11 protein-coding genes are annotated in these 13,613 nt (G+C 60.3%); 5 read left to right on the forward strand and 6 right to left on the reverse strand.

Features of this window, described 5'->3' with window-relative positions:
* Positions 1 to 14: 14 nt before the first annotated feature.
* Complete coding sequence (locus QRN46_RS07405; protein ID WP_011335187.1) at positions 15 to 1,478, reverse strand: glyceraldehyde-3-phosphate dehydrogenase; 1,464 nt, start codon at positions 1,476 to 1,478, stop codon at positions 15 to 17.
* Positions 1,479 to 1,832: 354 nt separating this feature from the next.
* Here QRN46_RS07405 and mfd point away from each other — a divergent pair, with 354 nt between their 5' ends.
* Genes mfd through QRN46_RS07420 form a run of 3 tightly spaced genes read left to right on the forward strand, consistent with a single transcriptional unit; the run spans position 1,833 to position 8,561 of the window.
* Positions 1,833 to 5,282: a transcription-repair coupling factor gene (mfd, locus tag QRN46_RS07410; RefSeq protein ID WP_285354460.1), complete on the forward strand. Its 3,450-nt coding sequence runs from the start codon at positions 1,833 to 1,835 to the stop codon at positions 5,280 to 5,282.
* Positions 5,283 to 5,292: 10 nt separating this feature from the next.
* Positions 5,293 to 5,859, forward strand: a complete 567-nt coding sequence (locus tag QRN46_RS07415) for a CsiV family protein (protein ID WP_007953029.1) — start codon at positions 5,293 to 5,295, stop codon at positions 5,857 to 5,859.
* An 11-nt stretch (positions 5,860 to 5,870) separates the two neighbouring features.
* Positions 5,871 to 8,561 (forward strand): DEAD/DEAH box helicase, encoded by a 2,691-nt coding sequence (locus QRN46_RS07420; RefSeq protein WP_201820403.1) that lies wholly within the window; start codon positions 5,871 to 5,873, stop codon positions 8,559 to 8,561.
* A 42-nt stretch (positions 8,562 to 8,603) separates the two neighbouring features.
* On the opposite strand, the gene QRN46_RS07425 is transcribed toward QRN46_RS07420, so the two are convergent.
* From QRN46_RS07425 to QRN46_RS07435, 3 genes are all read right to left on the reverse strand, one after another.
* Positions 8,604 to 9,341, reverse strand: a complete 738-nt coding sequence (locus QRN46_RS07425) for an S-methyl-5'-thioinosine phosphorylase (RefSeq protein ID WP_011335190.1) — start codon at positions 9,339 to 9,341, stop codon at positions 8,604 to 8,606.
* 12 nt (positions 9,342 to 9,353) lie between these two features.
* Entirely contained in the window at positions 9,354 to 10,352 is a 999-nt protein-coding gene (gene nagZ / locus QRN46_RS07430) for a beta-N-acetylhexosaminidase (protein WP_181457897.1), read from the reverse strand.
* A 170-nt stretch (positions 10,353 to 10,522) separates the two neighbouring features.
* On the reverse strand, positions 10,523 to 11,230 hold the full coding sequence (locus QRN46_RS07435; RefSeq protein WP_011335192.1) for a TetR/AcrR family transcriptional regulator: 708 nt from the start codon (positions 11,228 to 11,230) through the stop codon (positions 10,523 to 10,525).
* A 230-nt stretch (positions 11,231 to 11,460) separates the two neighbouring features.
* On the opposite strand from QRN46_RS07435, the gene lexA reads away from it, so the two are divergent.
* Positions 11,461 to 12,069 (forward strand): transcriptional repressor LexA, encoded by a 609-nt coding sequence (lexA, locus tag QRN46_RS07440; protein ID WP_007953044.1) that lies wholly within the window; start codon positions 11,461 to 11,463, stop codon positions 12,067 to 12,069.
* A gap of 10 nt (positions 12,070 to 12,079) precedes the next feature.
* Positions 12,080 to 12,553, forward strand: a complete 474-nt coding sequence (sulA, locus tag QRN46_RS07445) for an SOS-induced cell division inhibitor SulA (protein WP_011335193.1) — start codon at positions 12,080 to 12,082, stop codon at positions 12,551 to 12,553.
* An 86-nt stretch (positions 12,554 to 12,639) separates the two neighbouring features.
* On the opposite strand, the gene QRN46_RS07450 is transcribed toward sulA, so the two are convergent.
* Positions 12,640 to 12,873, reverse strand: a complete 234-nt coding sequence (locus QRN46_RS07450) for a hypothetical protein (RefSeq protein ID WP_007953047.1) — start codon at positions 12,871 to 12,873, stop codon at positions 12,640 to 12,642.
* A 106-nt stretch (positions 12,874 to 12,979) separates the two neighbouring features.
* A complete protein-coding gene (locus QRN46_RS07455) occupies positions 12,980 to 13,504 on the reverse strand; it encodes a DUF6586 family protein (RefSeq protein ID WP_011335194.1) in 525 nt (174 codons plus the stop codon).
* Positions 13,505 to 13,613: the final 109 nt, after the last annotated feature.

Below are 13,613 nucleotides of genomic sequence, written 5' to 3' on the forward strand. Positions count from 1 at the left end.
TTTGCAGCTAAGGCTTAGCGCGGGAACGCTGGCGGGTTTACACCGGCCATGTCTTCCATTACGCGAACCACCTGGCAGCTGTAACCGAACTCGTTGTCGTACCAGACGTACAGAACAACGCGGTTGTCCTGAACGATGGTCGCTTCAGCGTCGACCACACCGGCGTGACGCGAGCCCACGAAGTCGGTCGAAACCACTTCCTGCGAATTGACGAAGTCGATTTGCTTGTGCAGATCGGAGTGCAGCGCCATGTAGCGCAGGTACTCGTTCATCTCTTCACGGGTGGCGGCTTTCTCGAGGTTCAGGTTGAGAATGGCCATCGACACGTTCGGCGTCGGAACACGGATCGCGTTACCGGTCAGCTTGCCAGCAAGCTCAGGCAGGGCCTTGGCAGCAGCGGTGGCAGCACCGGTCTCGGTGATCACCATGTTCAGCGCGGCGCTACGGCCACGGCGATCGCCCTTGTGGAAGTTGTCGATCAGGTTCTGGTCGTTGGTGTACGAGTGAACGGTTTCGACGTGACCGTTGATGATGCCGAACTTGTCATTCACGGCTTTCAGCACCGGCACGATGGCGTTGGTGGTGCAGGAAGCGGCGGACACGATCTTGTCGTCAGCAGTGATTTCGTTGTGGTTGATACCGTGAACGATGTTCTTCAGCTTGCCCTTGCCAGGCGCAGTCAGAACCACGCGGTCGATACCCGGGCACGCCAGGTGCTGGCCCAGGCCATCGGCATCACGCCATACACCGGTGTTGTCCACCAGCAGCGCATCTTTGATGCCGTACTGGGTGTAATCCACTTCGGTAGGGTTCTTCGCGTAGATAACCTGGATCAGGTTGCCGTTGGCGGTGATGGTGTTGTTTTCTTCGTCGATGGTGATGGTGCCGTTGAACGAACCATGTACCGAATCGCGACGCAGCAGGCTGGCGCGCTTGGTCAGGTCGTTTTCGGCGCCCTTGCGCACCACGATGGCACGCAGACGCAGGCCGTCGCCGCCACCGGTTTTCTCGATCAGGATGCGCGCCAGCAGACGGCCGATACGACCGAAGCCGTACAGAACAACGTCGGTGCCTTTGCGGGCCGAAGCGTTTTGCTGGCCAACCACGTCAGCCATTTCTTCGCGGACGAACTGCTCGGCGGTGCGGCCGTTGCCTTCGTTGCGGAATTTGTACGCCAGTTTGCCCAGATCTACCGAGGCCGCGCCGAGCTTGAGCTCGCTCATGGCCTTGAGCAGTGGGAATGTTTCGTGGACGGAGAGTTCGCTGTCGTCGGCAGAACGGTGGCGAGCAAAGCGGTGAGCTTTGAGAATCGCGATGACAGACTGGTTGATCAGGCTGCGGCCATAGATCGAGCTCACCACGTTGTTGTTGCGGTAGAGCTGACCGATAAGCGGAATCATCGCTTCTGCGAGTGCTTCACGGTCGATCCATTCACCAAGACACTGGTCGGGCTTCTGAGTCACGGTAACCTTCCACATGTAGGGGCAGAAAAAAGGGGCTACATTATGCCGCCGAGAACCTCTTGTAGCAATGCGCGCTTGTCGCGCAATCGGTAACAAAAATCCGTCCAAAAAAATAACGCTCTCCGCCAGCCCAGTAAAACCGGGGCTTCCAGCGCAGTCAGTTTTTCGACGACTGTTAGACGATGTCTGTAACCCTCCGTAACACCACCGACTTTTGGCACTACATAACCGTAAAAAAAGCGCTGGTTTTTATGGTTACCACTACATTTTTCTCAAACAGCGCAGATAGACGCATCCTGCAACTGACAGGCGGCACCGGACGCCGCTACAATTACCGACTTTGTCGCAACGCCTGGAGCTCAACCTTCCGTGCCTGTTCTGCGTCTACCGCTTCTCCCTGCCGCGGCAGGTAAACAGCACTGGGGCAACCTCCCCGGTGCCGCCCTGAGCCTGGCGATTGCCGAGGCTGCCAGCGCTGCCAAGCGCTTCACGCTGCTTTTGACCGCCGACAGCCAGAGTGCCGAACGGCTGGAGCAGGAGCTGAGTTTCTTCGCCCCGGATTTGCCGGTGCTGCATTTCCCGGACTGGGAAACCCTGCCCTACGACCTGTTTTCGCCGCACCAGGACATCATCTCCCAGCGCATCGCCAGCCTTTATAGGCTGCCGGAGCTGGAGCACGGCGTGCTGGTGGTGCCGATCACCACCGCCCTGCATCGTCTGGCGCCGACCAAATTCCTGCTCGGCAGCAGCCTGGTGCTGGATGTCGGTCAGAAGCTCGACGTCGAGCAAATGCGCTCGCGGCTCGAAGCCAGTGGCTATCGCTACGTCGACACGGTCTACGAGCACGGCGAGTTCACCGTACGTGGCGCACTGATCGACCTGTTCCCGATGGGCAGCAAACTGCCCTATCGCATCGACCTGTTCGACGACGAAATCGAAACCCTGCGTACCTTTGATCCGGAAAACCAGCGCTCCATCGACAAGGTCGATTCAGTCAAGCTTCTGCCGGCCAAGGAATTCCCGCTGCTGAAAGACGCGGTCACCCGCTTCAAGGCGCGTTTTCGCGAGCGTTTCGACGTCGACTTCCGTCGCTGCCCGATCTTTCAGGACCTGAGCAGCGGCATCACACCGGCCGGTATCGAGTACTACCTGCCGCTGTTCTTCGAAGAAACCTCGACGCTGTTCGATTACCTGCCGCAGGACACCCAGGTGTTCTCGCTGCCGGGTATCGAGCAGGCGGCGGAAAACTTCTGGAACGACGTGCGCAACCGTTATGAAGAGCGCCGCGTCGACCCTTCGCGTCCTTTATTGCCGCCGGCCGAACTGTTCCTGCCGGTGGAGGACTGCTTTGCCCGCCTGAAGAACTGGCCGCGTGTGGTCGCCAGTCAGCAGGATGTTGAGTCCGGTGCAGGCCGCGAGCGTTTCCCGGCGCAGGCACTGCCGAATCTCGCGATCGAGGCCAAGGCTACCCAGCCGCTGGCCGCGCTGTCGGCATTCCTCGACGAATTCCCCGGACGCGTGCTGTTCACCGCCGAATCCGCCGGTCGTCGCGAGGTGCTGCTGGAGTTGCTGGATCGCCTGAAGCTACGGCCGAAAACCGTCGACAGCTGGCCGGACTTTGTCGCAAGCAAGGATCGCCTGGCGATCACCATCGCCCCGCTCGACGAAGGCCTGATGCTCGACGACCCGGCGCTGGCACTGGTCGCGGAAAGTCCGCTGTTCGGCCAGCGCGTGATGCAGCGTCGCCGTCGCGAAAAACGCGCCGACGCCAACAACGATGCGGTGATCAAGAACCTCACCGAACTGCGTGAAGGCGCGCCGGTGGTGCACATCGATCACGGCGTCGGCCGTTATCTCGGCCTGACGATTCTGGAAATCGACAATCAGGCTGCCGAATTCCTGACCCTTGAATACGCCGAGAACGCCAAGCTCTACGTGCCGGTGGCCAACCTGCACCTGATCGCCCGCTACACCGGCAGCGACGATGCGCTGGCCCCGCTGCACCGCCTCGGCTCCGAAACCTGGCAGAAAGCCAAGCGCAAGGCTGCCGAGCAAGTGCGCGACGTGGCTGCCGAATTGCTCGACATCTACGCCCGCCGCGCCGCACGCGAAGGTTATGCGTTTGCCGATCCAAAGGCCGATTACGCGACCTTCAGCGCCGGCTTCCCGTTCGAAGAAACCCCAGACCAGCAATCCACCATCGAAGCCGTGCGCGAGGACATGCTTTCGCCGAAACCGATGGATCGCCTGGTCTGCGGCGACGTTGGTTTCGGCAAGACCGAAGTGGCCATGCGCGCCGCGTTCATCGCCGTGCACGGCGGCAAGCAAGTGGCGATCCTGGTGCCGACCACCCTGCTCGCCCAGCAGCACTACAACAGTTTCCGCGACCGCTTCGCCGACTGGCCGGTGACCGTGGAAGTGATGAGCCGCTTCAAGTCGGCGAAGGAAGTGAACGCAGCGGTCGCCCAACTGGCCGAAGGCAATATCGACATCGTCATCGGCACTCACAAGTTGCTGCAGGACGACGTCAAGATCAAAAACCTCGGTCTGGTGATCATCGACGAAGAGCACCGTTTCGGTGTCCGTCAGAAGGAACAGCTCAAGGCCCTGCGCAGCGAAGTCGACATTCTTACGCTGACCGCCACGCCGATTCCGCGCACGCTGAACATGGCGGTGTCGGGCATGCGCGACCTGTCAATCATCGCCACGCCGCCGGCGCGACGCCTCTCCGTGCGCACCTTCGTCATGGAGCAGAACAAGAGCACGGTCAAAGAGGCTTTGCTGCGTGAGCTGCTGCGTGGCGGTCAGGTTTACTACCTGCACAACGACGTGAAGACCATCGAGAAGTGCGCCGCCGAGCTGGCCGAACTGGTGCCGGAAGCGCGGATCGGCATCGGCCACGGGCAGATGCGCGAACGCGAACTCGAACAGGTGATGAGCGATTTCTATCACAAACGCTTCAACGTGCTGATCGCCTCGACCATCATCGAGACCGGCATCGATGTGCCGAGCGCCAACACCATCATCATCGAGCGCGCCGACAAGTTCGGTCTGGCGCAGTTGCACCAGTTGCGCGGTCGTGTTGGTCGTAGTCACCACCAGGCTTACGCCTACCTGCTGACCCCGCCACGCCAGCAAATTACTGGTGACGCGGAAAAACGTCTGGAGGCGATTGCCAATACTCAGGATCTGGGTGCCGGTTTCGTGCTGGCCACCAACGATCTGGAAATCCGTGGCGCCGGCGAATTGCTGGGCGACGGTCAGAGCGGGCAGATTCAGGCCGTTGGATTCACGCTGTACATGGAAATGCTCGAGCGCGCGGTGAAGTCGATCCGCAAGGGCGAACAGCCGAACCTCGACCAACCGCTCGGCGGTGGCCCGGAAGTCAACCTGCGGGTGCCGGCGCTGATTCCGGAAGATTACCTGCCGGACGTTCACGCACGCCTGATCCTGTACAAACGCATCGCTTCGGCCACCGACGAGGAAGGTCTGAAGGATCTGCAAGTGGAAATGATCGACCGCTTTGGTCTGCTGCCGGAGCCGACCAAAAATCTGGTGCGCATCACGGCGCTTAAATTGCAGGCCGAGCAGCTGGGCATCAAGAAAGTCGATGGCGGCCCGCAAGGTGGCCGTATCGAGTTCGCGGCGCAGACGCCGGTCGATCCGATGACCCTGATCAAACTGATCCAGAGCCAGCCAAAACGCTACAAATTCGAAGGCGCCACGATGTTCAAGTTCCAGGTGCCGATGGAGCGCCCGGAAGAGCGCTTTAATACTGTGGAGGCGTTGTTCGAACGCCTCATCCCGAAAACTGCTTGAAGGACGCCGCATGCGCCTGTTTCGCTCTCTGACTTTGCTACTGACGCTCGTAGCACCGACGGCGTTTGCCGATGACCTGTATCAGGTCGAAATGATTCTGGTACGCCAGAACGCCGTGCCGGCGATTGTCAGCCGCGCCGCACCGGAAGACTGGGCGGCCGGCGCGCAACGCCTGGGCGATGACAGCAAACGCACCCCGGCGCTGAACGATGTTGTGACCAAACTCACCGCCAGCGGCGAATACAGCGTGCTGATGCACAAAGCCTGGCAGCAGACGCTGGGCGAGACGCCTGCCAAAGTGGCGGTCAGCGAAGGTCAGGAGCAGTTCGGCCAGTTCCCGATCGAAGGCACGATTGAAATGAAGCTCGGGCGCTTCACCGACGTGAACGCCGACTTCTGGGTCAACCAGATCGACGCCAACGGCATGGTCACAGCCAGCGAGCGCCTGAAACAGGACAGCCACACCAAAAATGGCCAACTCAACTACCTCGACAACGGCCATCTGGCCCTGCTGATCAAGATCACTTCACTGACGGCGCCCGCGCCTCGGGAAGCGCCTGAAGTCGTTCCGGACTGATCGAAGTCCTTATGCCCCCGCCACTGAGTAAACCGCTGGCCTCCTCCTGGGTCAGCCGATTCAAGGAACAAAGCCTGGAGCGTGGCCGTCGCTACGCGCTGGAAAACCGGGTGCGATTCGTGCAGGTCGGCGACGCGACCATTACCGCCAGCTGCGAAGGCTCTGGCGGTAACGTCTACCGTCAGACGATTCATCTGCGTGAGTCGGCCAAAGGCACGTTGCTGATGGTCGACGCCACATGCACCTGCCCGGTGCACAGCAACTGCAAACATTGCGCGGCGGTGTTGCTGCAAGTGCAGGAAACCCTCGAATACCCCGCTGCTGCCAAAGACGCCGAACTGCTGGAAAAACTCCAGGCCGTGCTGGAAAACCGCAGCCCGAAAGCGCCGCCGCAAGTGCTGGTGGACAATGTGCAGCCAGTGCCGCGCCTGTGGCTGGCCAGCGTCGAGTTCAGCGCGTTCGAGCCGCGCAACGGCAAGATGCAGCGTTACATCCAGCACCGTGCGGCGCTGTCCTTCAGCTACCTCGACGAATACGTCAGCGGGCAGAAAAACAGCGACATTCTGATTCGCCAGGAAGCCCAGACCCTGCGGGTCAAGCGCCACCCGGACGTCGAACAGAGCTACCGCGAGCAACTGCGAATTCTCGGCTTCCGCATTGCCACCCGGCAGAGCAAGGCCCTGCCGGAAAGCGCCGGCGAACTTTACGAGATGGTCAACGACAGCGCTTGGCTGACGTTCACCCTCAACGATCTGCCGAAGCTGCGCACCCAGGGCTGGGAGCTGTTGGTCGACGATGAGTTCGGTTTCGACCTGACCGCCGTCGACGACTGGTACGCCACCGTCGAGCAAACGCCGGAGCGCGACTGGTTCGATCTGGAGCTGGGGATCATCGTTAACGGTGAGCGCCTGAGCCTGTTGCCGATCCTGCTCAACCTGATGCGTTCGCACACGGAAATACTCAACCCGGAACGTCTCGCCCGCCGTCGCGACGATGAACTGATTCTGGTGAACATCCCGCAACGCAACAGCGAGCACGGGCCGCTGCAAGTCGCCCTGCCCCTCGGCCGGCTGAAACCGGTGCTGGCGACCTTGGGCGAGTTTTATTTGCAGGAGCCGGGCGAAACCACCCTGCGCCTGAGCAAAGCCGACGCCACGCGCCTGAATTCGCTGGAAGGCATTCCCCTGCTCTGGGAAGGTGGCGAGCAGATCCGCAGCTTCGCCCAACGCTTGCGCGACATCCGCGATTACAGCGCCAAGGCACCGAAGGGGCTGAATGCGACGCTGCGTCCTTATCAGCTCGAAGGCTTGAGCTGGATGCAGTCGTTGCGGCAACTGGAGGTCGGCGGGATTCTCGCGGACGACATGGGCCTGGGTAAAACCCTGCAGACGCTGGCGCACATTCTCAGCGAGAAAAACGCAGGGCGACTGGATCGACCGTGCATGGTGGTGATGCCTACCAGCCTGATCCCCAACTGGCTGGACGAAGCGGCGCACTTCACGCCACAACTCAAGGTTGTCGCCCTGTACGGTGCCAGCAGAAAAAAGCATTTCGAGCATCTGGCCGATTACGACCTGATCCTCACCACTTATGCATTGCTGCCCAAGGATGTCGAACGTCTGGCCCAGCAGCCACTGCACGTGCTGGTGCTGGATGAGGCGCAGTACATCAAGAACCCGAACAGCAAAGCCGCCCAGGCCGCCCGTGAACTCAATGCGCGTCAGCGTCTGTGCCTGAGCGGGACGCCGCTGGAAAATCACCTGGGCGAACTGTGGTCGCTGTTTCACTTCCTGCTGCCCGGCTGGCTCGGCGACATCAAAAGCTTCAACGCCGATTACCGTGTGCCGATCGAAAAACGCGCCAGCGAAGTCAGACTTCAGCACCTCAACGGCCGGATCAAACCGTTCCTGCTACGCCGCACCAAGGAACAGGTCGCGACTGAGTTGCCACCGAAAACCGAGATCATTCACTGGGTCGATCTCAACGAGGCGCAGCGCGACGTGTACGAAACCATGCGCCTGGCCATGGATAAAAAGGTTCGCGACGAGATCACTCGCAAAGGTGTGGCGCGCAGTCAGATCATTATTCTTGAAGCGTTGCTCAAACTGCGCCAGGTCTGCTGCGATTTGCGCCTGGTCAACGACGCCACCCTGCCCGCCCGCGGCAGCACATCGGGCAAGCTCGACAGCCTGATGGAAATGCTTGAGGAGCTGTTTGAGGAAGGTCGGCGGATTCTGCTGTTTTCGCAGTTCACTTCGATGCTGACACTGATCGAGGACGAGCTGAAAAAACGCAATGTCGCGTATGCGCTTCTGACGGGACAGACCCGTGACCGACGCACCCCGGTGAAGGAATTCCAGAGCGGCAAGCGTCAGATCTTTCTGATCAGCCTGAAGGCTGGTGGTGTGGGCCTGAACCTGACAGAAGCGGACACGGTGATTCACTACGATCCGTGGTGGAACCCGGCGACCGAGAATCAGGCAACCGACCGCGCCTATCGCATTGGTCAGGAGAAGCCGGTGTTCGTTTACAAGATGATTGCCCGGGGCACGGTCGAGGAGAAAATTCAGCTTCTGCAGCGGGAGAAATCCGACCTGGCGGCCGGCGTGCTGGATGGGCGCAAGGCCGGGGACTGGAAGTTGCAGAGTGATGATATCGAGGCGCTGTTTGCGCCGTTGCCGGACAAGTTTGAAAAGCGCTGAGATTCTCAGCGCTTGTTCAGTCACGTCATTGCGGAGCCAGACTCAGCCCTTGAGCACCCGCGCCAACGTCGATTTCACCTTGCCCATCCCGTCATGCAGCGCCTGCTCGATCTCGGCCATGGTGATCACTTCAGTGGTCTTGCCCGCCGCCGGGTTCACCACCAACGACAGGCAGGCGTAATTCAGATCCAGCTCGCGGGCCAGCGCCGCTTCCGGCATGCCGGTCATGCCGACGATGTCGCAACCGTCACGCTCCAGGCGCACGATCTCGGCCACGGTTTCCAGACGCGGGCCTTGGGTGCAGGCGTAAACGCCCTGATCGCTGTACTCGCAACCTTCGGCGGCCAACGCAGCAATCAATTGCTGACGCAGCGGTTCGCTGTAGGGAAAGCTGAAGTCGATGTGTGTGACATGTTCCAGGTCATCGGCGAAATAGGTGTGCTCGCGACCGCTGGTGTAGTCCACGACCTGATGCGGCACGCAGAAATGTCCGGTGCCCATTGCAGGATGAATCCCGCCCACGGCGTTGACCGCAATGATCGATTCGGCTCCGGCCTGCTTCAACGCCCACAGGTTGGCGCGGTAGTTGACCTTGTGCGGCGGAAAGCGATGCGGATGACCGTGGCGAGCGAGGAACAGCACTTCCTTGCCGGCGTACTCACCAATCTGAACCTCGGCCGATGGCGCGCCATAGGGCGTATCCACCGCCAGCGACTGACGAATGCTCAGGCCTTCCAACTGGGTCAGGCCGGTGCCGCCGATGATTGCGTAAACCGTCATAGCGAAAAATCCTTAATCGATCAGTTGAGCGTCTTTGAGCGCACCGACAGCGGTCAGCCAGCGCGGATCCTGACGGTATTCGGTGTTGGCGAATGCCTGACCGCGCATGCGTGCGATACGCGGCGACGGCTTGACCTTCATGCGCTGCGTAGCGCTCAGGGCCAGTTCAGCGGCGGCGCGGTCGTTGCACACCAGGCCCATGTCGCAACCGGCGCTGAGAGCCGCTTCGATACGACTGGCGGCGTCGCCCACTACATGCGCGCCGGCCATCGACAGGTCATCGCTGAAGATCACGCCGTCAAACTGCAGCTCGCCGCGCAGGATGTCCTGCAACCAGCGCCGGGAGAAACCGGCGGGCTGTGCATCGACTTGCGGGTAAATGACGTGGGCGGGCATGACGGCGGCCAGTTGCTTGCTGAGTCTGGCGAACGGCACGAGGTCGTTGGCGCGGATCTCTTCAAGGCTGCGCTCGTCGTTGGGGATTGCGACGTGGGAGTCGGCTTCCGCCCAGCCGTGGCCAGGGAAATGCTTGCCGGTGGCGGCCATGCCGGCGTTGTTCATGCCTTTGATGAACGCACCGGCGAGTAGCGCGGCGCGCTCCGGGTCACCTTCGAACGAGCGGGTGCCGACGACGGCACTGCGCTGGTAATCCAGATCCAGCACCGGCGCGAAGCTCAGGTCGAGGCCGACCGCCAGCACTTCGGTGGCCATGATCCAGCCGCATTGTTCGGCGAGATACTCGGCGTTCGGGTTGTCAGCGATGGCGCGCATGGCTGGCAAACGGACGAAGCCCTGACGCAGGCGCTGGACGCGGCCGCCCTCCTGATCCACCGCCAGCAGCAAGTCCGGACGAATGGCACGGATCGCCGCGCTCAGCTCGCGCACCTGGCGCGGATGCTCGATGTTGCGGGCAAAGATGATCAGGCCGCCCACTTCGGGCTGGCGCAACAATTGGCGATCTTCGGCCGTCAGCCAGGTACCGGCGACGTCCACCATCAACGAGCCTTGCAGGCCAGCAGTCATAGAGATTCCTTGAAAACGAAAAACCCGTCGCCCACAAAATCACCGCCTGGGGCATTGTCCGGCGGGTCGGTGATTTCAATGAGAAACGGGTTCAGAACGAGAGTCGACATGGGCGGCTAGCTTAGCGGATGTCAGCTGCCGCGCCCACCCATGGACGGTTAAACCTTGGCAGGTGCCGGCGCGGATTTGCTGCGTGGCCGCAACTGCGCGGTGGCCATTACCGTGTCGGTGACACCGGTTTCGGCACGCATGCCGGCTGCCAGGAACGGCACCATCAGACGCATTACCTGCTCGATGGAGGTGTTGACACCGAAATCGGTCTCGGCAATCGCGCGCAAGGCCTTGATACCCGACATGCTGAATGCTGCGGCACCGAGCATGAAGTGCACGCGCCAGAACAGTTCGATCGGAGGAATGCGCGGGGCAGCTTCGTTCACCAGCAACATGTAGCGACGGAATACCTTGCCGTACATGTCTTCCAGATAACGCCGCAGGTGGCCCTGGCTCTGGCTGAAGGCCAGACCGAGCAAGCGCATGAAGATCGACAGATCGTTGCCGCTGCGAGGTTGTACCACCAGCGCTTGCTCGACGAGGATTTCCAGCAGCTCTTCGAGCGAAGGCTTGTTCTCTGGCTTGGCCTGGCGGCGCTCCAGCTCTTTGTCGAGACTGATGCAGAACGGACCGAGGAAGCGCGAGAAAACCGCCTGGATCAGCGCCTTCTTCGAGCCGAAGTGATAGTTCACCGCAGCGAGGTTGACCCCTGCCTTGCTGGTGATCAGACGCAATGAGGTTTCAGCGAAACCTTTTTCCGCGAACAGCTGTTCTGCAGCATCAAGAATGCGTTCAACGGTTTCCGACTGGGCCATGGCTACTCCGCCTGACAAACACTTGTTTGAAACATACGTTTCAGCCTATGCCTTGTCAAGCCTGCCAGTTCGTTTTGGGAATGGTCGGTCAGATATTTAACCACAACAAGGACGCCACATTAATCGGCGTCGTCACTGACCGTCCGGCGGCATGGCAAAAAACGATCATTGCCAAGACCGCTTCACTGTATATAATCCCAGTCACTGTATAAAAAGACAGAGCGATCAATATGCTTAAACTGACGCCACGCCAAGCCGAGATTCTGGCCTTTATCAAACGTTGCCTCGAAGACAACGGCTACCCGCCGACCCGTGCGGAAATCGCTCAGGAACTGGGTTTCAAGTCGCCCAATGCGGCCGAAGAGCACCTCAAGGCACTCGCCCGCAAAGGCGCGATCGAGATGACTCCCGGCGCCTCGCGCGGCATTCGGATCCCCGGTTTTGAAGCCAAGGTCGACGAATCCACCCTGCCGATCATCGGTCGAGTAGCTGCCGGCGCGCCGATTCTCGCCCAACAACACATCGAAGAGTCCTGCAACATCAACCCGGCCTTCTTTCATCCGCGTGCCGACTACCTGTTGCGCGTTCATGGCATGAGCATGAAGGACATCGGCATTTTCGACGGTGATCTGCTGGCGGTTCATACCACTCGCGAGGCACGCAACGGTCAGATCGTGGTTGCGCGGATCGGCGACGAAGTCACCGTCAAACGCTTCAAGCGTGACGGCAGCAAAGTCTGGCTGATTGCCGAAAACCCCGAGTTCGCCCCCATCGAAGTCAACCTGAAAGATCAGGAACTGGTGATCGAAGGCTTGAGTGTCGGCGTTATCCGCCGCTAAAGGAGGCTTTATGCAGTTCCCACACGCACCTCAGCAAACACAATTGCCGTTGTTCGAAGCGTTTCTGGCGCAACCCCTCGCCCCCATCCTCAAGGATGTCGTCGAGCGTCCGTGGAATACCGAACCTGAAGCGTTCAGCGAGCTGTCACTGCGCGGCGCGGCCGGGAACTGCCTGAGCCTGCTGGCACCGATTCTTCGCGAATTGAGTGAAGATCAGGACGCACGCTGGCTGACCCTGATTGCACCGCCTGCAAGCCTGACCCAGACCTGGTTGCGGGATGCTGGATTGAATCGAGAACGCATCCTGCTGTTGCAACCGCGCGGCGCTCAAAGCACGCAGCAACTGGCCTGTGAGGCATTACGCCTGGGCCGCAGCCACACGGTCGTCACGTGGCTAAATCCACTGAGCGCAGGGTCACGGCAACAGCTGATCAGCGCCGCCCGCACCGGGGACGCTCAAAGCCTGAACATTCGTTTGGGGTGATTCAGCAACAAAGCGCGCCATATAAAGCGCAGGGCTTCTCCAGGGATAGAGAAGCCGATCTGGAGCAGTAACTGACAGACAGCGGATCAATGAAGAACCCGCGGCCCCTCATCCTTATCGAATTCACCTTCAACCATACGCCCCGCCATTTGCACGCCGACGCTCAACATCGCTTTGGCAATTTCAACGTGCTGGCCCTGCAGAAACGCCTTGGCATCCTCGGAGAAATCCAGAGTCACCAGAGAACCCTCGTCCTCGGCCCTGCGCAGTTCGATTCGGCCGTCTGGTAGCTCGACAATTTCTAGAAAGGACGTTGGCATATAGGTCTGTTCTCCACGAAAGGCAGGGATTATATAGACATCATTCAGGCTTCGCTCGGGATCTTGACCAGCAGCACGCCTCTCGTCGCCGCCAGTCCACAGCTCCTCAGCACTCGTTCAAGCCTTCACGGAAACGGATCGCCAGCCCCTTGAGGTTCTGCCGCCAGATCTCGAGCTCTTCGCGGCTCAGCTCTTCAACCGCCTCTTCTTCATCCAGATTCACCGCCTGAATCAACGGCTGCGTCACATCACCCTTCGGCTTGTGTGGCACCCGTGGCGGCTGAAACAGCGCCGAGTGCGCAGCCAGCAATTTGGACAGCCAGGTCTCCGGATTACCTGCCAGCTCGATCATCTCCGCCAGCTCAGGAATGGCAATCGACTCCAGCACTTCGCGGGTCAGCAAGACTTCCGCCCGCGACGCATTGGCTTGCGGCAGACGATAGAAGCCGGCGATTTCATGACACAGCCCCAACAACGCACCGTAGAGATGAAACAGTGCGGATTCGCGCCCGGCCTGAATCAGCGCCAGCGAGTTCATCGCCCGCCCCTCTTCGGCCCTGGCCAGCGCTTCCAGCGACAAACCCGCGAAATAGATCTTCTGATTGGTACGGGTATAGAGTTCGTGGGCCATGTTGGCACTCTCCACAACGAAATAATTGCTTCACACAGGCCGGACAGTGTCATGGATCAGCCAATCCAACCGCAAGCATTAAACAAAAAGGCCGCATGAAAACCCGAAG

This window comes from Pseudomonas sp. lyk4-R2A-10 (genome assembly GCF_030209075.1).
Lineage (GTDB): Bacteria > Pseudomonadota > Gammaproteobacteria > Pseudomonadales > Pseudomonadaceae > Aquipseudomonas > Aquipseudomonas glycinae.

Coding starts and splice junctions, on each gene's coding strand:
- QRN46_RS07405 (WP_011335187.1), bottom strand. CDS start 1,478: ATGTGGAAGGTTACCGTGACTCAGAAGCCCGACCAGTGTCTTGGTGAA.
- QRN46_RS07420 (WP_201820403.1), top strand. CDS start 5,871: ATGCCCCCGCCACTGAGTAAACCGCTGGCCTCCTCCTGGGTCAGCCGA.
- QRN46_RS07450 (WP_007953047.1), bottom strand. CDS start 12,873: ATGCCAACGTCCTTTCTAGAAATTGTCGAGCTACCAGACGGCCGAATC.
- sulA (WP_011335193.1), top strand. CDS start 12,080: ATGCAGTTCCCACACGCACCTCAGCAAACACAATTGCCGTTGTTCGAA.
- QRN46_RS07425 (WP_011335190.1), bottom strand. CDS start 9,341: ATGACGGTTTACGCAATCATCGGCGGCACCGGCCTGACCCAGTTGGAA.
- lexA (WP_007953044.1), top strand. CDS start 11,461: ATGCTTAAACTGACGCCACGCCAAGCCGAGATTCTGGCCTTTATCAAA.
- QRN46_RS07415 (WP_007953029.1), top strand. CDS start 5,293: ATGCGCCTGTTTCGCTCTCTGACTTTGCTACTGACGCTCGTAGCACCG.
- QRN46_RS07455 (WP_011335194.1), bottom strand. CDS start 13,504: ATGGCCCACGAACTCTATACCCGTACCAATCAGAAGATCTATTTCGCG.
- QRN46_RS07435 (WP_011335192.1), bottom strand. CDS start 11,230: ATGGCCCAGTCGGAAACCGTTGAACGCATTCTTGATGCTGCAGAACAG.